The following is a 22,602-nucleotide window of genomic DNA, read 5'->3' as shown; positions in this document are numbered from 1 at the left end:
AGTCGTTTAAAACATTAAAGTATTTCTTAATCATAAGTATATTTTACAGTGAAAATATAAAAAGTAAAGACAAAATTTTTTTATTATTGCTAATAAAAATTATGAGCTTTGATACTCTGCCATTTTACGAATGTCAGACGCTCATAATTTTTATATTTAGTTTTCTAATATTAAAAAATTAAGCATAAGCAATCAGCTATTTATAATATCTTTTAATTCATTTATGAATATATTATTAATTTTACGCGAAAGTATTGTTACTCTTAAAAAATCCGATAATATGCTTTCCTCATTATATTTTTTTACAAATATATTTCTGTCTGCTAATTCTTTGTATATATAATCAGCAGTTTTATTTATATGCTTTATTAAAATAAAATTTGCTCTTGAAGGCATTACTATAAAACCTTCTTTGCTTAAAATAGTATCTAATCTTTCCCTTTCTAAAACTATATCAAATATATTTTTATACGAAGTTTTTTTATCTCTTACAGCTGCTATTATTATGGTTTCTGATATTTTATTTATTCCGTATTTCTGTCTTAATTTTGACATATTTTCTATATTTTTTGAATTTGATATTATAAAGTTAATATTAAGTCCTGATACAGAATGAGAATGTGCTGCCGATCTTATTATAATTAAATTTTGATATTTATTTATTAATTTTATTGCACTTTCGCCTGCAAAGTTTATATATGATTCATCTATTACATATATGCCTTCATAATGTTTTAAGAACTCTTCAATTTCTTTTATATTTATAAACATTCCTGTTTCGGCATTAGGATTGCTTGCTATTATGATAGAGTTTTTATTTTTTATATTTTTTTTAAGCAGTATATTATAATCTTCTCTTGCTTCTATTATATCATAATGCATTTTATAGTATGATAAAATTTTAACATATAAATCTCTGTAAGGCTCTTGTAAGAATATTTTATATTTATCATAAGAATTAATAATGCATGCAAAAGCTTCATACATTCCATTAACAGAAATTATATTATCAGTTTCTACATTAAAATATAAAGACATCTCTTCATCTAGTTTTTTAGGGCTGTAGTCTGGAAAGAATCTTAAAGATGCTATATCAAATTGTTCAAGCTCTTTAATAATATTTTTTGAAGGCTTGTATGGATTTTCATTTTTATCTAAAAAAATTTTTTTATTCATCATCTGTCAAATTATTTTTATACTTTATAAAATAAGCTGAATACTATAATTATCTTATTATTTTTAAATTAGTTTACACTTTTAAATTTTATGTTTAGTTAATGTAATATTTTTATTAAGACTTGTATTATGTTTAAATAAATAGTAAATCTTGTCGATAATTAGTTTAAGCTGATTATTCAAATCAGCTGAATTTTGTATATTATTATCTTAAATTAAGAGGCAGATTTCAATGTCAGTTAAACAGGTTTCCGATCAAGAAATATTATCAATGTACTTAAATTATGAAGCAGTGGAAAAGGGGTTATCATCAAATACTCTGGAATCTTATAAAAGAGATATTGTAATATATCTTGATTTTTTAAGCAGGAATAAAAAAACTATTCTTAAGGCTACGCGGAAGGATATAGAAAAATTTTTAAGCGAAAGAAAAAATCAAGGTTCAAAATCCAGAACTGTAGCAAGAAATAAAGTAAGCATAGTTAATCTCTATAAATTTCTAGTTATGGAAAATTATATTTCTAAAAACCCTACGGATAATTTAGAGGTTATACGTTTAAAAAGGGTGCTTCCTGAATCGCTTACAACAACAGAGGTAGATGATTTGCTTTCAGTTCATAATGAAAAAACTGATAAGGGCTTAAGAGATAAAGCTATATTTGAACTTATGTATTCATCAGGACTCAGAGTAAGCGAGATTTGTTCTTTGAAGATTGATGATATATTTTTTGACGGTAAATATTTAAAGATATGCGGTAAGGGTAAAAGAGAGAGAATAGTGCCTATTAATGACAGGGCTTTAGATATTTTACAAAGGTATATTCAAACGAGCAGAGTAATAATGGTAAAGGGCAAGAAGACAAGCGAATTGTTTTTAAACTTTAGAGGCGATAAGATTTCAAGGGTAGGCATTTGGAAAATAGTTAAAGAGGCAATGAAGAAAAGCAAAATAGAAAAAAATATTTATCCTCATACTTTGAGACATAGTTTTGCAACACATCTTATACAGCATGGAGCAGATTTAAGAGCAGTACAAAGAATGCTTGGACATTCGGATATCACTACAACAGAAATATATACGCATGTAGATTCTGATCATCTAAAAAAACAAATAGCAAAACACCCTAAGCATTCAAAACATGCTAGACAAAATACTAATATATAAAAAATAAAATGGAATAAAGTATATGAAAAGAAGCATAATAGCCGCAACAATATTACTACTAGTATCTATATCATTGGTAGCTTTGACATTTGGTATAGGCGAGAGAATGACAATAGTTAGTTATAATGATGATGACAATAGTTATCTTTTTGATGGTGCATCCAAAAATCATAGGATAGATATGTATAATCCTGATTCTCTTTCTCTTGTTACATCAAAGCCTATATATGATTATGATTTATCAGTTGATTTAGAAGATATGTATATGGAAGAAGAAATTAGTGCTGATTCGGATATAGAATATCTGAGTCAGAATATGCTTCTTAGCCATGATGAATTCAGCAGTGAAATGCCTAATCCTAATGTACTTCCTGCTATGGTATTTAATGCTAATACTACAGATAAAGCAGCAGATAAGCTCAGCGAGGCTGTAGATTCTGCTGTAATAAATTCCAGAAGCAGAGAAGCACCTAGAGTTGCAATAGATTTGTCAAAAATATCAGTATTCAGATATGAGCCTGTAGTAATTAATGCTTCTGTATATACTGATGATGTAGTTAAAAATATAAGTATGTATGTAAGATACAAAAAAGATAAAATAGTTAGAATGAACGGAGATGAAAGATATTCTATAAATGTATTTAAAGTTAAAAATTCTGAGTATAAAGGAACATATCTGCATCCTTTCGGCGGAATTTTAGGAGAATATCAGGCTATAGTATTAGTTCAGACTAAAAACGGAGTATACGGCTATACAAAAGATTTTACTGTAAAGGGAAGACAATCTCCGCCTGCTAAAGAAACTAAAAAAATAGCTACTTTAGAATATGCTATAGATTTGACTACTAAAAAGATACCCAGCGTAGAAACAGGCGAGCCTGCTAGCTATGATGCTATATATGATTGGATTCGCTATATGAAATGCGATATATTTTGGGCTATAGGCGGACAGACTACAGGCTGGACAGGAGGCATTACGCCGGAAGAGCCTTGGGCAAAAGCTATGATAAAAAATATAGAGAATCTTGCTGCAAGCAAAGCTAAAGGAAATGTTGAGCTTGGTGCTTATGTTATGAGCTACTTTGCTGCAGGAGGCGGAGCTAGAAAGGGCGGCTATGAAGTATCTGTAGGTTATAATTCGGCTACTCAAAGTCTTGTAGAAAGCAGACATATATCTTTGGCTGATAATAAAAGGGTAGAAGATATTATAGATATATTAAAAAGATATGATTCTAATCCTAATATATCTTATGTAGGTTTGGACTTCATAAGAACAGGAGAAGTAGACGGATATGAAATGGTTGATGAAATGATAGAGCTTACAGGCGTTTATGTACCTGCAAGCTGGTCTACTATGAGTAAAGCTGCCCGTATGCGTTGGCTTGCTGTTAATAGAGGAAAAAAAGAGATAGGAATGAAATGGAGATGGTTCAGAGCTCATAAAGAATCATTAATAATAAAAGCTATAAAAGATTCAGGCATTAAGAAAAAATTATGGGCATTTACTTTGGGCTGGAATCATGGGCAGGAGCATGGACAGGACCCTTATATGTTCTTTGATGCTGGTATAGATTATGATGCAGTTATGATATACGAAGCTAATCGTCCTCAGCATGTGGGTATGCTTGCAGCTTGGCCTCAGTATTTATCAGGCGAATATAATGTATTAGTCGGCAATATGATAGATAACAGACTTCAGGACGGAAGTTTAAGACCTGAGCTTGAATATATGAGAAGAGTTTATGAATCTGAAGCTAAATTCAATAGAAACAGCAGAATAAGAGGCATATTCTTTCATGATGTATCAAGAATGCTATGGTCAAAATTCAGAGGTTCAGGAAATAATATAAGAGAATGGGCTAATATTAATGCATCTATTGTTTCAAGAATAGAAGAAAAATATTCTGAAAATCCATTCAATGTTACAGTTAAGCTTGATGAGAGAAACAGAACAGGAGTGCTTACTATAGTTAATAGAACTTCCAAAAATCAAAATAATGTAACTATTAAAACAGATTTGGCTCAGGCTTTATCTGCAATAGTTCTTGATAAGGAAACGGTTGATATAGGTGCAGGGGAAACTGTTGAAATAGGATTCAGATATGCTTACGGCAGAAGCAGATATTCTTCGCTTATGGCTTTCAGAGTTGCTTCTTCTTCAGGAGAGGAAAATGTAGCTGTTGCCTATACTTTGCTTAATTCTTTAAGAGTAGTGCCTAAGCAGGAAGAAAATGCTGCTTTGGTTAAAAATGAAAATGAAGATAAAAAAGAAGATGAAAAAGTAAAAGATAATTAAATTTTTTTATTATTATTTCTAACAAAAAATTATGAGCTTTAGTTTTCTGCCATTTTTACAAATGTCAGACGCTCATAATTTTTATTAATATTGCTAACAAAAAATTATTTATTATCTCTATATACAAACTAAAAATATTCTTAAATAAATACTTCTGTTAGAAGGTCGCTATATTTAAATTTTAAAGTATATATTAAAAACTATTTTAGGGTATGATTTTTTCGTTTAATGTTTAAAATAATCTTAATACAAAATTTTTTTATTTATATTAATTTATTTTTATAAAAAAATATTGCCTTCATTTAATTTTAAGTTTTAAATTCCGTATTTATTAATAGTATAAAATTTAGTATGAGGAAAATTAAAATGAATAAATATATATTATTAATTTCATTTTTTATTATATCAGTATTTTCATCTTTTTTGTATTCTCAAATTAATAATAATGATGATATTCTAAAGAGCAGATTATTTTTTACAGAGAAAGATAAATTAACTTCAAAAATGAATATATATACATCTTGGAAATATACATATAAATATTTGCGTGATAATAGATTTAGATTCTATAAAAGAGCGGGCAGAACTTTAACATTAGAGTTTAGGTATAAATATCCTAATCAAATTTCAGTAAACAGCGGTACTCCTATTATATTTACATTTGATGACGGAAGTACAGTTCAATTGACTAATATACAAAAGGCTGTTTATAATCCCTATTTGATGGGAGATATTAATTATTATGATATTGAAGTGAAGTATAAATTCAATCAGGATAATGAATTTGACAGCTTTGCAGGTAAGCCTATATCTAATATAAGATTTAATTTTATAAATCAGTTCGGAGAAGACTATTATGAAGATATAGCAATATCCTCGCTATATACAAAAAATTGGCAGGAAATATTTAATGCTTTTAAAAATGGTATGGAAGCATTAGAAGAGATACAGCAGTCATATTCTAATAATTAATTTTATTTTTATATTAATTTGCAAGACATTAAATCCTGTTCTATTGAATTGCTTAAAAACTCTACAAATACATCATATAATATAGGGTCTAATTTGACATGTTTTTCTATAAAATCTTCTCTCATAATATTAAGAGCTTCTTCAGGAGTAAAAGTCTTGCCTCCTCTGTACTTTCTAGCAGGATCTATTAATGCATCATAAACATCTATAATTTCAAGCATTTTTGCAGGAAAATATGCAAAAGCATCGCATTCATCTACTGCTTTAGCATCATAAGTCATAATTCTCTGTATTTGAAAATTAGGATGTTTTTCTAATTTTAATTTATATAAATGATCATAAGGACCATAGCCAAATCCGTAATATTCATGATGTAAGGCTACAGTTAATATTACTTCTAAAGGATATTCAGAAGTCTGACTTACTAATGTATAGCTGTTAAATAAATGCTTTTTGATTCTTTTATAATCTCTTCCGCCTTCGCCTTCAAAATAATCTAAATCCTTAACTTTTCCTATATCGTGAAGCAAAGCACCTACAGAATAAAGATTCATTTCTCTTTCTTCTATTATTCTAATGCCTTTATCTATACAATCTTCTACAACATCCAAACGATTATGCACATTTTCTTTATTGAATACAGCTTCAACTTGTTCATAAAATTTTTTATATTTATTTTTGTATGAAGCTCTTATTTTATGCACTAAATTTCTTCTATTAATTAAATTATTATAAAATACTATAAAATTAGCATAAGAAATAAATACCCTGTTTGAATGAGACATTACACCGCCGTCAGAGTAATTTCTAAGCTCATCAAATACTTTTTGCGTTTCCGTATTAGCAGAAACCATTTCAACTATTGTAGTAACTAAATTTGTTGTAGTCTCAGTCATTTCCTGATTTTCTATTTTTGACTGCTCCTGAGTAATTTCTTCTTCTTTAATTTTTTGAATGCTTTTAAACATAGTAACTTTAGCAATAAGCCCTACATCATTTGCAGCATCAACTATTTGCTGAGCAGCCTCTTTATTGATTCCAGTATCTTTATCTATATGTATTTTTTTTAACTCTTTATTATAACTTTTTATAGCATTAACTTTTTCTTTATAAGTCATTTTAGAGATTTCAGATATTCTTTTTGCCATCTCCTTTTCTAATTCTTTAGGAGTTTTAAATACATAAGTACTGTTTTTTTTATCTTTTGCATTATTATTATAATTGTTATTATTGTTATTATTATAATTATTTGTCTGATTTATAGATTTAAATTCATCTATAAACATAGAAAAATTTTTTGGAATATATATTTTTAAATTGCTGTATTTATCATTATCTATTATCAAACTTAACTGTTCTGTTGGGAATGATATTATTTTATTTTCTTTATCTAATCTAAATAGCGGTATATTATGAGCAACTAATTGATCTTTTATTAATTTAAGTTCATTTACTGTAAGAATTTGATATTTTGATACTAAATCACTCATTATTTAATTTTCCTAAACATACTATTTTGAAGCTGCATTATATAATAATTTAAAAAAAAATGAAATAATAAAAATTACTTTTTTATTTTGACCCCGCGGCATGCTCTGTTAAATTTACCTGCTATTAAATTACCGTTTTTATCAGTATATTCTTCCCAATATGGAAATGCAGCACATTGATTAGGTTTTGCACTATTTATAGTACATCTGTTATTTTCATCTAAAAATGTACAAGGCTTATCTTCAGTTACCTTTATATAATATCCATAGCCTTCTTCATATTCTAAATACTGATTGATAAAAAGTAAAGGAGATATTTCTATTAATTTTGATGCTTTTTTTATATCATCATCATTAAAAAAAACATATCCTTTTTCTCTGCAGCATATTCCGCAGCCTGTGCATGAGAATGTTAATACAGAATTTTTATTCTTCTTATTATATTTTTTCGATTTTTTCATTTTTTATTATTTTAATATAGAATCAGCCTGAGATTTTACTGCATTTGCAATATCCTGTTTTCCCATTTTTAAATACATTTCAGATACTTTTATATAGTCATTATATAATGCTCTTTTTTCATTATTATTCATATCCTCAACTTTTTTTTTTTCTCCGCTTGGAATTTTTATATCAATATTAAACACTATATTATCAGGGTTGCTGTTTATTGCATCTTCATTTAATACTGCTATAGAAGGCCATCTTTTTTTATCTCCAAGCTCTCTTGCTGCTATTGATGATAAAGTATCCATCCATTTAGTTTTATATGTATCAGTATTATATGATAATGCATTATTTAGCTGATTATTGTTGATAGATGCATTTGTATTAATATTAGGCTCATTAGGAGGAGTAGGCGGTGTTATTTCAGGTTCTCTAGGAGGCTCAGGCGGAGTATTAGTCTGGATTCTTATGGTATTAGTTTGAGTATTCACTGCTATGTTATTAGTCTGATTTCTTGCTGCATTAGTTTGAGTATTCACTGCTGTGTTATTAGTCTGATTTCTCACTGCATTAGTTTGAGTATTCACTGCTGTGTTATTAGTCTGATTTCTTACTGCATTAGTTTGAGTATTCACCGCTGTGTTATTAGTCTGATTTCTCACTGCATTAGTTTGAGTATTCACTGCTATGTTATTAGTCTCATTTCTTACTGTATTAGTTTGAGTATTTACTGCTGTATTATTAGTTTCTGTTCTTAGTATATTAGTCTGAGTATTTGTAGCAGATATAATATTATTTGTAACTATTTCATATAAGCCGTCATCATTTTCATTATTCTTTCCTGAGAAAAATTGAATACCTAAAAATGATAATCCTAATATTATGATTATAATTCCTATTATAGGTACAATTTTATTAGACTTTTTATCTTTGTACATAGAATGATTAGGAGGAGAATAAGGTTCTGCAGGTTTTTTTTCTATTTCAGGCAAAGAAGCAGTTTTTAATTCATCTTCTGTTTCTATGATTTTTATTTCTTTATCTTTTAATTCCTGTATTTTTTCATTAGATTTTGTATAATAATAATATTTATAATTTTCTACAGAAGTATCTTCGTGAACTAATGGTGCATCTTTTATAGCAGTATCAATCTCATCTTGTTCAAATTTAGTTTTTTGAATATGATCATCTTCAATAGGTATTACAACTGTTCTTTTAAATATATCGCTCTTACTATATGTAGGCTTCTCTTCTGCACTATTAGTTTTTTCTTCTATTATTGTTTTTTCTTCTTCTATCTCTATCTCTTTTTCTATTATTGCTTTATCTTCTTCTATTACTTCTTTTTCTTCTGATATAGTTTTTTCTTTTGTATTATTTTTTTCTTCATTGTTATCATTACTATTTATTTCTATATCATTATTATTATTTATTTCGATTTCCTGTTTTTCTTCATTAAGAACTTCTTCAGTAATTTTTTCAATTTCTTCATCTTTTTTTATTTCTAAATTATCATCAATTTTATCATCTTCTATATTTTCAGATACTTCTTCTAAAACTTCATCTTTTATATTTTCCTCTGCATTAATTTGTTCTTCGGTATTATTCTTTTCTTCTTCTTCAGTAATTTTTTCTTCTATACTGTCTTTTTTATCATTTTCATTATTATTATTTTCATTATCTTCTTTTTTGAAAGTTTCAAAAGAATAAGGAGAAGAGTTTTCAGAATTCACTATTGATGAATATATATTTGCTGTTTCTTTATTTTCTTCCTGAGGTTTTATTTCTTTTTCAGTTTCTGCTTCTTTATCTTTTATGCTTTCATCTGAAGAGAAATATTTGTTTTCATCTTTTGTATCATCAGTTTTTATATTATCATTATTTATACTATCATTACTTATACTATCATTATTAAATATACTGCTTGTAATAGGTTTTGATATATTTAATTCTTCGGAAGTTTTATTTTCTATATTATCATCATCTACTACAGCTATGCGTTTTTTTACGCTTACAGGTCTTGATACATTTTTAGATTTAGCTTTTATAGCCTCTTTAAGAAGCGTTATAGATTCTCTTTCTGTTTTATTTTCATTATTTCCTGTTCTTATTGATTCTATCTTTCTTACGGGAGATGAGGTTTTAAAAGGATTTTTTTTATCAGAATTAGCTTCTCTTATAATATCTTTTAAATCTTTTTTTTCTTCTTTATCTTTAGTATTTTTTTTAACATCTTCTTCTTTTAAGATAGAATTTAATGTTTTTGTTTCTTTTTCATCTGCTTTATTTTTTATAGCTTCATCAGGTTTTTTAGCTTCTATTTTTTTAGTTTCTGTTACTTTATCAGCAGTTTTTTTATTTACAGTTTTTTTAGCTGCAGTCTTTTTATTGGTTTCAGCGGTTTTTTTATTAGTTTCAGAAGTTTTCTTAACAGAAGTTTTTTTAACAGCCGCAGTTTTTTTATTAGTTTCTGTTACTTTATCAGCAGTTTTTTTGGCAGCGGTCTTTTTATTAGTTTCAGCAGCAGTTTTTTTATTTACAGTTTTTTTAACAGCTGCAGCAGTTTTTTTTGTTTCTTTAGCTTCTTCTTTTTTATTTGTTGTGTTAGTTTTTTTTGTTGCCATAGTTTTACTCTGTTATATTTTGTTTTCTGTTTATTATTATATTTTTTATAGTATTCATTGTTTTTTCATCAAATATATTTTCTGTTATATTGCCTTTCTTTAATGAATCTATAAGATATTTATTTAAATTTATATCTTTATTTAAGTTTTTTTCTTTTGCTATATAAATATAATTACACATAGATAAAATCACTCTAAGCTGATTTCCGTCTGAAGAATATTTATCTATTAATTTTTGAGGCTCATCTATACCTAAACAGCTTAAATTGTAGCATACTTTAAAGAAAAGTTTATTAGTGACTTGTTTAATTTGATTATCTTTTTTATTTTTTTTATTTACTTTATATAGTATAGAGAAATCTCTAGCTTCAAAATTACATACAGAAGCATAAAATTTTTCCTGATAAGGCATAAGATAATGATGGCTTTTAGTTTTGGATTCAACTCTAGTGATAAATCCTTTTTCTTCTAATACATCTATAGATTTTACTACAGTAGCATTTCCTCCTATACCTGCTTCATTTAATATTTGAGAATGAGTAGTTTTAGAAATTCCTAATTCATAATCATAATTAGCAACTAAAGTTCTGTATACTTCTTTAGCTGATAAAGGCAGTTTTTTCCAAATATTATTTTCTGTTATTGATTTTGGTATAAAAGAGCATAATGATGATATTGATAAAAATGCTTCTTTATCTATAGTTTTTAACTGTGCTTTATTAATTATATCTATTATGTTTTCCAAAATTCTACTCCAATTGTATACCGCTATATAATATATCTAAATTAATATAAAATCAAGCTGTAAAAAATTATATATTTTTAAGTTTAAAAAACAAGCAGTATCTTATCGGCTTAATTTTTATTAATTATATTTATGTATAGCTGATATAAATAAGTTTTTTATACAATAATTAACTTTAACTTAAAATTTAACTTTTACTTACTTTAAACGTCCTTAAATGCCCATAAAACTCTTAATTTAATGCATTTTTTACCCATAATTCTAATGATTTAAATATATTAGTTTTATAAGGAAAATTTCCAGAATTTCAGTAAAAATACAATAAAATATCTATGTTTTTCTTTATTTTACTCTATTTTTGGCTTTAAATATTATTAACTTATAATTTTTAGTCAAAATATGTTTTATATGTATAATATATATTTAATTATTATTAAAAAAATAAAAAAACGATAAAAAACCGTATAGAAAGCTATTGCGTTTTTTTGCTGGTATGCTATACTAGTAAAACAGTTGATGAAAAACAAAAACATCAGCTAAAAATAAAAGTTCTTTGAAATATGGATAGCAGAAGCAATTTAAGAAAAACAAAAACACAACTGGTGTAAATGAACTTAATAAGTTCTATGACCCAACGGTTACAATTTTTTGTAACATTTCTTTGCATAAGTAAATCACTATTCAGCAGAATAGTAAAAATAATTTAGAATCATTCAGATTCACAAAGTGAGTATGGAGAGTTTGATTCTGGCTCAGAGCGAACGTTGGCGATGCGTCTTAAGCATGCAAGTCGAGCGGGCTTATTTGGGCAACTGAATAAGTTAGCGGCGAACTGGTGAGTAACACGTAGGTAATCTGCCGTAAAGAGGGGGATAACCCATGGAAACATGGACTAATACCGCGTATACTCTTGCTGCATAAGCAGAGTAGAGGAAAGGAGCAATCCGCTTTACGATGAGCCTGCGGCCTATTAGCCTGTTGGTGGGGTAAAAGCCTACCAAAGCTACGATAGGTAGCCGACCTGAGAGGGTGACCGGCCACATTGGGACTGAGATACGGCCCAGACTCCTACGGGAGGCAGCAGCTGAGAATCTTCCACAATGGACGAAAGTCTGATGGAGCGACATCGCGTGAGGGATGAAGGCCTTCGGGTTGTAAACCTCGGAAATTATCGAAGAATGAGTGACAGTAGATAATGTAAGCCTCGGCTAACTACGTGCCAGCAGCCGCGGTAATACGTAGGAGGCAAACGTTGCTCGGATTTACTGGGCGTAAAGGGTGAGTAGGCGGACTTATAAGTCTAAGGTGAAAGACCGAAGCTCAACTTCGGAAACGCCTCGGATACTGTAAGTCTTGGATATTGTAGGGGATGATGGAATTCTCGGTGTAGCGGTGGAATGTGCAGATATCGAGAGGAACACCTATAGCGAAGGCAGTCATCTGGGCATTTATCGACGCTGAATCACGAAAGCTAGGGGAGCAAACAGGCTTAGATACCCTGGTAGTCCTAGCCGTAAACGTTGTACACTAGGTGCTTCTATTTTAATAGGAGTGCCGTAGCTAACGTCTTAAGTGTACCGCCTGAGGAGTATGCCCGCAAGGGTGAAACTCAAAGAAATTGACGGGTCCCCGCACAAGTGGTGGAGCATGTGGTTTAATTCGATGATACGCGAAAAACCTTACCTGGGTTTGAATTGTAAGATGAATGATTTAGAGATAAGTCAGACCGCAAGGACATTTTACATAGGTGCTGCATGGTTGTCGTCAGCTCGTGTCGTGAGATGTTGGGTTAAGTCCCGCAACGAGCGCAACCCTCACCCTTTGTTGCTACCGAGTAATGTCGGGTACTCTTAGGGGACTGCCTACGTTCAAGTAGGAGGAAGGTGGGGATGATGTCAAGTCCTCATGGCCCTTATGTCCAGGGCTACACACGTGCTACAATGGCAAGTACAAAGAGACGCAATACCGCGAGGTGGAGCAAAACTCAAAAAAGTTGCCTCAGTTCGGATTGGAGTCTGCAACTCGACTCCATGAAGTCGGAATCACTAGTAATCGTAGATCAGAACGCTACGGTGAATACGTTCCCGGGGATTGTACACACCGCCCGTCACGCCATCGGAGTTGGTTTTACCTGAAGTCGTTAGCCTAACCGCAAGGGGGGCGGCGCCGAAGGTGGGACTGATGATGAGGGTGAAGTCGTAACAAGGTAGCCGTACCGGAAGGTGTGGCTGGATCACCTCCTTTATTCGGAGATAGTCCGACTTGAATCTTACTGCTATTCATATTTGAGAGAATTTTTCCTATGTTTATTATACCTCGTTTATAACTAACCTATAAAAGGTTGGTTTTTTTATTTTAAAAATTTGAATGATTAGGAATAAATAATGGCTGAATTAAATGTTAGTAAAAAAACTATTTATGAAATTTTATCTTCTATAAAAATGAAAAATAAAAAATTTATAATTTCTGATTATCAAAGACAGTATAGTTGAGATGAAGAGAAATGCGAAATTTTATGGAGTGATTTAGTTAATTTTTATAAAACTAAAAATGCTTCTGAATATTTTTTAGGTAGAATAGTAACTTGTAAAACAGATGAGGGTATAGAAGTTATTGACGGACAGCAAGAGTAACTTATTTTAGTTTATTATTAAGAACATTATATAAAAAACTTGAAAGTGATTGAGATTGATAGTTATGAGTTTAGTAGTGAGAAATTTTTTAATTTAATAATCTAAAAGTTGAAAAACAATTAGAAATCATATATAATTTAGGAAAAATGCGGCTTTTTTATTTATCTATTACAGCCCCAAATATAATAATCATTAATAAATTTGGCATTTTATATTGTGAAAGCTTGAATTTGTTATTAATGTTATAAAATACCTATACTTTGACTTTTAATCTAGTGAGTTTTTATGAGCATACTACAAAAAGAAATAAATATAAATAGGCAAAAACAAGAAATATATGAATCTAACAGAGTTTATGTATATAGAGTTTTGAAAGAAAGTATAATGAATTTAACACTTAAACCCGGAGAAAAAATTAGTGAATTGAATATAAAAAGAACTTTTAATGTCAGCAGATCTCCAATTAGAGAGGCAATAGTTAGATTAGTAGATGAAGAATTGATAGATGTTTTTCCTCAAAAGGGTACTTATGTTTCTTTATTAGATACTAATCTTATAGAAGATTCATTATTTATGAGGGTTGCTATAGAAAAAGAAATAATGATGCTGATTTGCTCAAAGGATTTTGATTCTAAAACTTTGCTAAATTCATTAGAATGTATTTTTGATGAACAAAAAAAGATCATTAATAATAATTTAAATAAAGATTCAGTAATGAAATTGTTAGATTTGAATGAACAATTTCATAGTGAAATATTTAGAAATATAGGTAAGATTAATGTATGGAAGAAAATTATGAAATTTGCAACACATTATTTAAGATTTCATATATTAGAATCTATATCAAAAATTAATATTGATTTTACAATAAAACAGCATACTGATATTATAAATGCCATAAAAAATAAAGATTATGATGCGTCAATTAAATTAGAAAATAATTTATTATCTAATTATAAATGTAAATTAAAGAAACTTTGCAATATATATCCTCAATATTTTAAATATAAAATATAAATTTTCTTAAAATAAATTGATAATTCTTATTTTTTGTATATACTATAGTAGTATGATTAGTCGACTAGAAATACTAGTATGATTAGTATGATCAGTTTTAAGGATTTTATATGTTTATTAATAAAATATCTGATGATGTTATCATAAATGTTAGTATTACAAATGTTAATGGTATAGCAATAAATATTAATTCTACAGTTGAGCATATGTTTTCTAGTCATATAAGAAAAGCAATTGAAGATGTTGTTAATGAAGAAGGCATAAAAAATATAGTTATAGATGTAAATGATTATGGTGCTTTAGATTTTTGTATAAGGGCTAGGACAAGAATTGCAATTAGAAAAGCCCTAAAAGATTTGGAGGGGTATGAAAATGAATAATAGAAAAGATAATCCTTTTATAAGTTGCAGATCTTGGCTGTTTGCCCCTGCTAATAGTCCTAAATTGTTATATAATTCTGTTATTTATAAGCCAGATGCTATTATATTTGATTTAGAGGATGCTGTAGCATTAAAAGAAAAAGAAGATGCTAGAGAATTGCTGATAGAAGCATTAAAGAGCATTGATTATGGTGCTATACCGATTTTTGCTAGAGTTAATTCCATAAAAACGCCATTTGGATTTGATGATATAAAATATTTAGTTCAGGCAGGACTCAAACATATACGTCTTCCTATGTGCGACAGTTCTGAAGAAATAAAAGAAGTAGATGACTTTTTAACAAAACTAGAAGAGCAAAATGGAATAAAAAAAGGAACAGTTGTTATAGCAGCTGCTTTGGAAACCCCTATAGGTGTATATAATGCTTATGATATAGCAGTTGCTTCTGACAGAGTAATAGGAATTTCATTAGGTGCTGAAGATTTTACTAGATGTATGGGTATAGAAAGAACAAAAGATGAAGAGGAATTAGCCTATGCTAGAGGCAAAATAGTATTAGAGGCACATGCAGCAGGAGTAGCCTGTGTTGATGGTGTTTATACTAAAATAGATGATATGGAAGGTTTTAAAATACAATGTGAAAGAGCAAGAAGTTTAGGCTTCACAGGAAAAGCATGTATACATCCTGCACAGATATCTTATTTGCATAAGGCATATCTTCCTAAAAGAGAGGATATAGAATACTCTTTAGAAGTTTTGGAAGCAGCTGCAAAAACTGATATTAGTAATGGTGGAGTGATATCATTAAATGGAAAAATGATAGATATTCCTATAATAGAAAAAGCTGAAAAAATTGCAGCATTGGCAAAATCAGCTGGTATGATTAAATAAAATGATAATTCAAATTAACAGGAGTGATAAATGGGTAATAAAATAACTAATTCATTAGGAATAGAATTACCACAATATATAGAGGGATATGGAAAAGTAAAGCCATTTATGGGAGCTTTTTACTATTACAATAAAGAGAATCAGAAAACATATTCAAGAAGAATAAAAAATCATAAACCTAATAATAAAAAATTATGTTCTTCTATTAGAGATGCTATAGAAAAAAGCGGATTAAAAGATGGTATGACTATATCATTTCACCATCATTTAAGAGATGGCGATGGGGTAATAATGCTTGTTGTAGAAGAAATATCTAAAATAGGTATAAAAGATATTTCTATATGTACATCATCATTCACTAATGCACATGAAAGGTTAATAGAATATATAAAAAATGGAGTAATAACTTCTATATCGACATCAGGATTAAGAGGCGAAATAGGAAAAGCTATTTCAACAGATAATATATTAAAAAAAACCGTTGTATTTAGAACTCATGGCGGAAGGGCAAGAGCAATAGAATCAGGAGAAGTAAAAATAGATGTAGCATTTATAGGTACCCCAGCATGTGATGAAGAAGGTAATATGAATGGCAGCGAAGGAAAAAGTGCCTTTGGAGCTATGGGATACCCTATGATAGATGCTATATATGCCAATTATGTAGTTGCCATTACTGATAACTTAGTTAAATATCCTTTGCATAGAGTATCAATACCTGAAATATATGTAGATTCGGTTGTAGTTGTAGATTCTTTGGGAGATCCTAATTTGATAGCAACTGGAACTACTAGAATAACTGCAAATCCTACAGAACTCCTCATAGCTGAAAAAGCAGCTGAAGTTCTTATAGGATGCGAACTTATAAAAAATGGGTATTCATTTCAGGCTGGAGCAGGCGGTGCATCTTTAGCTGTATGCAAATATTTGAGAAAGTATATGATAGAAAATAATATAAAAGGTTCTTTTGTATCAGGCGGAATCAATGCTTATCTTTTGAATTTATTTAAGGAAGGTTTATTTGAAAGCTTATTGGATATTCAGACATTTGACGGCTCTATTGCTAATGCTATAGGCGAGGAAAAAGCTTATATAGAAATGTCAGCTTCTATGTATGCTAATCCTAATAATGCAAGCTGTGTCGCTCATAAATTAGATATGATGATGCTTTCTGCTACAGAGATAGATTTAAATTTTAATGTTAACTCTTTAACAGGTTCTCATGGATTGATTATGGGAGCTTTAGGCGGTGCTCCTGATACAGCTGCTGGTGCTAAAGTAACATTGATGACTGTACCGTCTATTAGAAAAAGAATACCTATTATTACTGATAAGGTGACAAATATAGTAACTCCTGGAGAAAGTGTAGATATATTAGTATCAGACAGAGGAGTATGTATTAATCCTAATAGAAAAGACTTAATAGATATTTTTGATAGAAATAATATAAAACATAGAGATATTAGAGATTTATATGAGGAAGTTATATCTCTTACAGGAGTTCCTGATAAAATTCAATATACTGACAATATAGTTGGGGTAATTGAGTATAGGGACGGAAGTGTAATAGATGTAATTTATCAAGTGAAGAAATAAATTTTTTTAATAAAATATTTAAGGAGTTTAATATGAAAGCTTTATTTAAAAGTTTAATTGTTATGGGCATTATATTTATAATGACCTCATGTAAGGGGGCTGATCAATCGGCTAATTATCCTAGCGGAAACTTGGATTTTGTAGCTCCTGCAGGAGCAGGCGGAGGTTGGGATTTGACTATTAGAACAATAGGAAAAGTACTTCAAGACACTAAAATAGTAAAAGTTCCTATGCCTGTAAGAAATGCACCTGGAGCAGGAGGTGCAGTTCATCTTGGCAGTTTACAAACTAAAAAAGGCGATGCAAGAACTATAACTGTTTATTCCCCCCCCATCATTTTCTTAAATTTAAATGGTACAACAGAATATAGTTTTAGAGATCTTACACCTTTAGCAAATTTAATAGCTGATTATGCAGCTTTTGTTATAAAAACCGATTCTCCATATAAAAATATTATGGATGTAATGAATGCTTTAAAAGCTAATCCTAAATCAGTAAAAATAGGCGGTACATCTTCAGTAGGTTCTATGGATCATATACAGTTTTTAATTATGGCTAGAGCTGCAGGAGTTCCAAATTTGGATAAAATAGATTATATTGCTTTCGATGATGATGGTGCTACACAGGTTTTAGGAGGGCATATAGATTTATTCTCTACAAGTTTAGCTGATGTTATGGGTTTGGTTGAAAGCGGTGATTTAAGAGTTTTAGCACAAACTGCTGATAGAAGAATAGGTACTGGAATAAAGGCTGAAATCCCTACTTGTATTGAATCTGGAATAAACGAAACTTTTGTTAACTGGAGAGGCTTATTCGGAGCTCCTGGAATGCCTGAATATGCTGTTAATTTCTGGAAAGAGGCACTAGCTGAAATGGTTGAAACTCAAGAGTGGAAAGATGCTTGTGCTAATTATGATTGGGATCAATATTATCTTAATTCAGAAGATTTCGTAAAATTATTAGAGCAGGCAGAACAAGATTATAAAACAATATTATATGATATTGGTATGTTAAAAAGTAAATAATAATTAATAAAATAAATAAAAGCTCAATTAAATTATTTTAATTGAGCTTTAAAAAACAAATTAGGAGGGATTATGACAATAACAGCATTGTCATCTATAGTTACTATAGCAGTCGGCATAGCATATACAATTATGACTTTTCAGCTGCCTGATGCTAGTATAGGAAGAGCAGCTGAACCTAAAATTTTTCCTGCAATACTTGGTATAGCTTTTATAATATTGGGGTTTATTTTATTGATAGATGATACCATCAAAAAATCTAAAAAAGAAAAAAAGGAAGCTGTACAATTTTCAATAGGAAGCAGCGAAATAAAAATAGCTATAACAGTAGTTAATGCCATTCTTTACACAGTATTATTTAATGTAATAGGATATGTATTTTCTACAATAATGTTTCTTGAAATAGAGCTTTTAATATTCATAGGACTTAAAGGCTGGAAAGTTTCAACTATAATTGCTGTTTTATTCAGTATTATAGCTTTTTTGATATTTAATGTATTTTTGGGTATATATTTACCTAAATCACCTATTGGTATAATATAATAAAAATGAAGGATACTTTTTATGGAAAGTTTTAAATTATTACTTGAAGGTTTTGGTGTAGCTATTTTGCCTATAAATATATTATGGGTAACTATAGGAGGTGTTTTAGGTACTGTTATAGGAATGCTTCCGGGACTTGGACCTGCTACAGGAGTTGCTATATTGCTGCCTCTTACATTTACAATGGGACCTGTTGCTGCTCTTATAACTATGGGAGGAGTTTATTATGGATCTATGTATGGAGGTTCTAGATCTTCTATACTTATAAATACTCCCGGAGATGGTGCGGCAGTAGCAGCTACATTTGATGGGTATCCTATGACACTTCAAGGAAGAGCTGAACAAGCTTTAGCTATTTCTGCAATTGCTTCCTTTATAGGGGGTACAATAGCTACTGTAATAATGGCTTTTGTTGCTGTACCTGTGTCGCGTTTCGCTTTGAAATTCGGACCTGCTGAATACTTTATGTTATTTCTTTTTGCATTATCTGCTACTGCTTCTATGACTGAAGGTAATGCTATAAAAGGATTTATTTCTATGGTATTTGGGCTTATGGTAGCTACTATTGGTACAGATCCGCAGTCAGGTGTCAATAGATTTACTTTTGGAATATTAGAACTTCAATCAGGAATAGATTTTCTTATTATAATAATAGCAATGTATGCTTTAGGAGAGGTATTAAAAAGCTTTAAAAATATAGAAGAAGGTAAGAAAAAAATGCAGACTAAATTCGGGCGTATATGGATTAGTATGGAAGAATGGAAAAGATGCATATTGCCTATTATAAGAAGTTCGCCTTTTGGATTTATAATTGGTGCTTTGCCCGGAGCAGGAGGCACTATGGCTGCTTTGATGAGTTATAATAATGAAAAACAATTATCCAAACATCCTGAAGAATTTGGTAATGGTGCTATAGAAGGAGTGGCAGCTCCTGAAGCAGCAAATAATGCAGCTTCTGTTGGTGCTATGATACCTATGCTTGCATTAGGTGTGCCTGGTTCTGGTACTACTGCTGTTATGATGGGTGCTTTGCTTATGTTAGGATTACAGCCTGGTCCTACATTGTTTACTACCCAAACTACTGTTGTATGGGGACTTATTGCCAGTATGTTTATAGGTAATATTATACTTGCAATAGTTAACATTCCATTAGCTGGTATTTTAGTAAGAGTATTAGCTATACCCCCTAAAATATTGTATCCGATAGTATTGGGATTAACTTTTATAGGTACTTATGCCATAAGTTATACTGCTCATGATTTCTATGTGTTAATAATATTCGGACTTGCAGGTTTCTTAATGTCTAAAGCTAAAATACCTAGCAGTCCTATGATATTGGCTGTTATAATAGGAAATAGTATGGAGCAATACTTTAGGAGAGCATATAAAGTTTCTGATGGAGATATGCGGATATTTGTTAATTCTCCTATATGTATAATATTATTAATATTAACTATAGTTTCTATTATTTATCCAATAATTAAGATAATAATAGAAAAAAATAAAAAAGCAGAATTAAATTAATTAATATATCTATAATAAGCTAGGTTTTGTGAAATAAACCTAGCCTTTTTAATTATATATACTTTTTTTATTATGTTTTATATAAAGCAGTATGCATTTTTATAAAAATATAGTTTATAATTATAAATGTATTAATAAATAAAAGGAAATTATTATATATTTTACTTACTTAAAAAAAGGAAATATATTTTTAATAGCTAATTATTATGAATATTAATCAGTCAGTAATCAATTATGCTAAAAAGCTTGAAAAAATCAATAATGACTATAAAGTATCTTATATTGAGGCACAAACTATAATAATGCATTCTTTAAATATTTCTAAAATAAAATTAATATCAGAAAGCTTAAGAGAATTAAAAGAAGATGAAATAAAAATAATAGAAAGCCTTATAAATAGAAGATTAAATTATGAGCCTTTAGCTTATATAATAAATAAAAAAGAGTTTTACGGTTTTGATTTTTATGTTGATAATAATGTGCTTATACCAAGACCTGAAACTGAAGAGCTTATTGATTTGGTATTAGATTATACAAAAAATAAAGATAATATTTCAATATGCGATATAGGTTCAGGAAGCGGAAATATATCTGTAACTTTAAAAAAAATATTTTTACATCAAAATAAAAATATTGATATTACAGCCATTGAAATAAGTAAAGGGGCTTTCAATATCATAAAGAAAAATGCTTTTGATATATTAGGAGATGAAAAATTAATAAATATAATAAATGCTGATGCTTTAACTTTTACTCCTGAAATAAAATTTGATATAATAATTGCAAATCCTCCTTATGTTCCTTTAAAGGATAAATATTATCTTCAGAAGGATTTAGAGTTTGAGCCTTTTAATGCATTATATTCAGGAGAAGACGGACTTGATTTTTATAATGCTTTTTTAAATGTTATAGATAAATATTTAAAATATAATGGGGCTTCATTTTTCGAGATAGGCTTTAATCAGGCAGATGCTTTAATTGATATATGCAGCACTCTTAATATAAAAAATGTATTAGTAAAAAAAGATTTAAGCGGCAAAGACAGATTTTTAAGTTTTATAAATAATTAATTATATTATTATTATATTCTAATATAAAGCAGATATATTCATAACTCTTTATAAATAATATCAGATATTAAATTAAAATATTTATCTGTAATTTTTTTTATTTTTTCATTGGCATTAATATAAATATATCCATTATATTTTTTTATCATTTCTATATCATTATTGGAATCACCCGCTGTTAATATTTTTTCTATATTATTATCTTTTTTTAACATATTAAATATAAAATCAACTCCATTTGCCTTACTTACAGTATTCTTTACTATGTCTACAGTTCTAATATTAGCATACGCAGTGGCTTCTTTGAATTTTTCATTTATTATATTTGCAGTCATTTCTGTAGTTTCAGAATTTTTTGTAATTTTATTTATTTGTACTATATTTTTCATATTTTGAATTTCACTTATATGAATCTTTTTATCAACTTTAAAAGGAACATAATCATTTCCGTCTTTAGATTTTACAGATACTATATAATCATTATTTGATATTTCTATAGTACCGTCAAAATTTTTATGAAGAAAATTAATAATTTTATAGGCTGTATCATCATCAAAATTATCTTCAAATATTAATTCTTTTTCATTATTAAAAATTAAAGCTCCGTTATTTGTTATTAAATAATCAAATTCTAAAGAATGCCTTTTAATATGCTCCAATATAGAAAACTTATTTCTTCCAGTAGCAATAATAAATTTATTTCCAGCCTCTCTCCATTTTCTTACAGAATCAAATACGCTTTTATCAATATTCTCATTAATGTATATAGTCATATCATAGTCGCTGAAAAATAATTTCATAATAACTCTCTTAATTTTTTTTAAATTGCTTAAATCTTATGCATATATTTTTTATAAAATAATTTACAAAATATTATAAATATATAAAGCATAGTTTATATTAAATTATAATATTATTTTCTTTATTCATAATTTATTATTTTTATTGCTATGCTCACTACAGTGTTGGCAGGCGTCGCTTTAACTACATCGATAATAAATTATCGATGT

At 28.8% G+C, this 22,602-nt stretch carries 17 protein-coding genes and 1 rRNA gene; 12 read left to right on the top strand and 6 right to left on the bottom strand.

Annotated features, from left to right (window positions below):
* Window positions 1-192: 192 nt before the first annotated feature.
* Complete coding sequence (locus tag QZ288_RS09820) at window positions 193-1,176, bottom strand: aminotransferase class I/II-fold pyridoxal phosphate-dependent enzyme (protein ID WP_295158376.1); 984 nt, start codon at window positions 1,174-1,176, stop codon at window positions 193-195.
* Window positions 1,177-1,408: 232 nt separating this feature from the next.
* On the opposite strand from QZ288_RS09820, the gene xerD reads away from it, so the two are divergent.
* The 3 genes from xerD to QZ288_RS09805 all read left to right on the top strand — a co-directional run bounded on the left by xerD (window position 1,409) and on the right by QZ288_RS09805 (window position 5,609).
* Complete coding sequence (gene xerD, locus QZ288_RS09815; protein WP_295158373.1) at window positions 1,409-2,341, top strand: site-specific tyrosine recombinase XerD; 933 nt, start codon at window positions 1,409-1,411, stop codon at window positions 2,339-2,341.
* 22 nt (window positions 2,342-2,363) lie between these two features.
* Window positions 2,364-4,637 (top strand): hypothetical protein, encoded by a 2,274-nt coding sequence (locus QZ288_RS09810; RefSeq protein WP_295158370.1) that lies wholly within the window; start codon window positions 2,364-2,366, stop codon window positions 4,635-4,637.
* A 366-nt stretch (window positions 4,638-5,003) separates the two neighbouring features.
* Window positions 5,004-5,609 (top strand): hypothetical protein, encoded by a 606-nt coding sequence (locus QZ288_RS09805; RefSeq protein ID WP_295158367.1) that lies wholly within the window; start codon window positions 5,004-5,006, stop codon window positions 5,607-5,609.
* A gap of 8 nt (window positions 5,610-5,617) precedes the next feature.
* Here QZ288_RS09805 and QZ288_RS09800 read toward each other — a convergent pair whose 3' ends face one another.
* From QZ288_RS09800 to QZ288_RS09785, 4 genes are all read right to left on the bottom strand, one after another.
* Window positions 5,618-7,099: an HD domain-containing protein gene (locus tag QZ288_RS09800; RefSeq protein ID WP_295158364.1), complete on the bottom strand. Its 1,482-nt coding sequence runs from the start codon at window positions 7,097-7,099 to the stop codon at window positions 5,618-5,620.
* A gap of 74 nt (window positions 7,100-7,173) precedes the next feature.
* A complete protein-coding gene (locus tag QZ288_RS09795) occupies window positions 7,174-7,560 on the bottom strand; it encodes a YkgJ family cysteine cluster protein (RefSeq protein ID WP_295158361.1) in 387 nt (128 codons plus the stop codon).
* Between the two features lie 6 nt (window positions 7,561-7,566).
* Window positions 7,567-10,170, bottom strand: coding sequence for a hypothetical protein (locus QZ288_RS09790; RefSeq protein WP_295158358.1), 2,604 nt, complete (start codon window positions 10,168-10,170; stop codon window positions 7,567-7,569).
* Window positions 10,171-10,174: 4 nt separating this feature from the next.
* Window positions 10,175-10,915 (bottom strand): hypothetical protein, encoded by a 741-nt coding sequence (locus QZ288_RS09785; RefSeq protein ID WP_295158356.1) that lies wholly within the window; start codon window positions 10,913-10,915, stop codon window positions 10,175-10,177.
* A gap of 729 nt (window positions 10,916-11,644) precedes the next feature.
* Here QZ288_RS09785 and QZ288_RS09780 point away from each other — a divergent pair.
* The 9 genes from QZ288_RS09780 (at window position 11,645) to prmC (ending at window position 21,592) form a co-directional block, all read left to right on the top strand.
* Window positions 11,645-13,159, top strand: a 16S ribosomal RNA gene (locus tag QZ288_RS09780).
* A gap of 674 nt (window positions 13,160-13,833) precedes the next feature.
* On the top strand, window positions 13,834-14,565 hold the full coding sequence (locus tag QZ288_RS09775; protein WP_295158354.1) for a GntR family transcriptional regulator: 732 nt from the start codon (window positions 13,834-13,836) through the stop codon (window positions 14,563-14,565).
* Between the two features lie 110 nt (window positions 14,566-14,675).
* Window positions 14,676-14,945 carry a citrate lyase acyl carrier protein gene (gene citD, locus QZ288_RS09770; protein WP_295158350.1) on the top strand — a complete coding sequence of 90 codons (270 nt, stop codon included), beginning with the start codon at window positions 14,676-14,678 and terminating at the stop codon, window positions 14,943-14,945.
* A complete protein-coding gene (locus tag QZ288_RS09765; protein WP_295158348.1) occupies window positions 14,938-15,837 on the top strand; it encodes an aldolase/citrate lyase family protein in 900 nt (299 codons plus the stop codon). The genes citD and QZ288_RS09765 overlap by 8 nt, the downstream gene beginning before the upstream one ends.
* A gap of 30 nt (window positions 15,838-15,867) precedes the next feature.
* Window positions 15,868-17,430, top strand: a complete 1,563-nt coding sequence (gene citF / locus QZ288_RS09760; protein ID WP_295158343.1) for a citrate lyase subunit alpha — start codon at window positions 15,868-15,870, stop codon at window positions 17,428-17,430.
* Window positions 17,431-17,462: 32 nt separating this feature from the next.
* Entirely contained in the window at window positions 17,463-18,455 is a 993-nt protein-coding gene (locus QZ288_RS09755) for a tripartite tricarboxylate transporter substrate binding protein (protein WP_295158340.1), read from the top strand.
* A 72-nt stretch (window positions 18,456-18,527) separates the two neighbouring features.
* Entirely contained in the window at window positions 18,528-18,998 is a 471-nt protein-coding gene (locus QZ288_RS09750; RefSeq protein ID WP_295158337.1) for a tripartite tricarboxylate transporter TctB family protein, read from the top strand.
* Between the two features lie 21 nt (window positions 18,999-19,019).
* Complete coding sequence (locus QZ288_RS09745; protein ID WP_295158334.1) at window positions 19,020-20,522, top strand: tripartite tricarboxylate transporter permease; 1,503 nt, start codon at window positions 19,020-19,022, stop codon at window positions 20,520-20,522.
* A gap of 206 nt (window positions 20,523-20,728) precedes the next feature.
* On the top strand, window positions 20,729-21,592 hold the full coding sequence (gene prmC, locus QZ288_RS09740) for a peptide chain release factor N(5)-glutamine methyltransferase (RefSeq protein WP_295158331.1): 864 nt from the start codon (window positions 20,729-20,731) through the stop codon (window positions 21,590-21,592).
* Window positions 21,593-21,630: 38 nt separating this feature from the next.
* Here the strand turns inward: prmC and QZ288_RS09735 are convergent, their stop codons facing one another.
* Entirely contained in the window at window positions 21,631-22,392 is a 762-nt protein-coding gene (locus tag QZ288_RS09735; RefSeq protein ID WP_295158329.1) for an HAD family hydrolase, read from the bottom strand.
* Window positions 22,393-22,602 lie beyond the last annotated feature (210 nt).

Source organism: uncultured Brachyspira sp., assembly GCF_910578695.1.
Lineage (GTDB): Bacteria > Spirochaetota > Brachyspiria > Brachyspirales > Brachyspiraceae > Brachyspira.
This window is presented reverse-complemented; position numbering and strand designations above follow the sequence as displayed.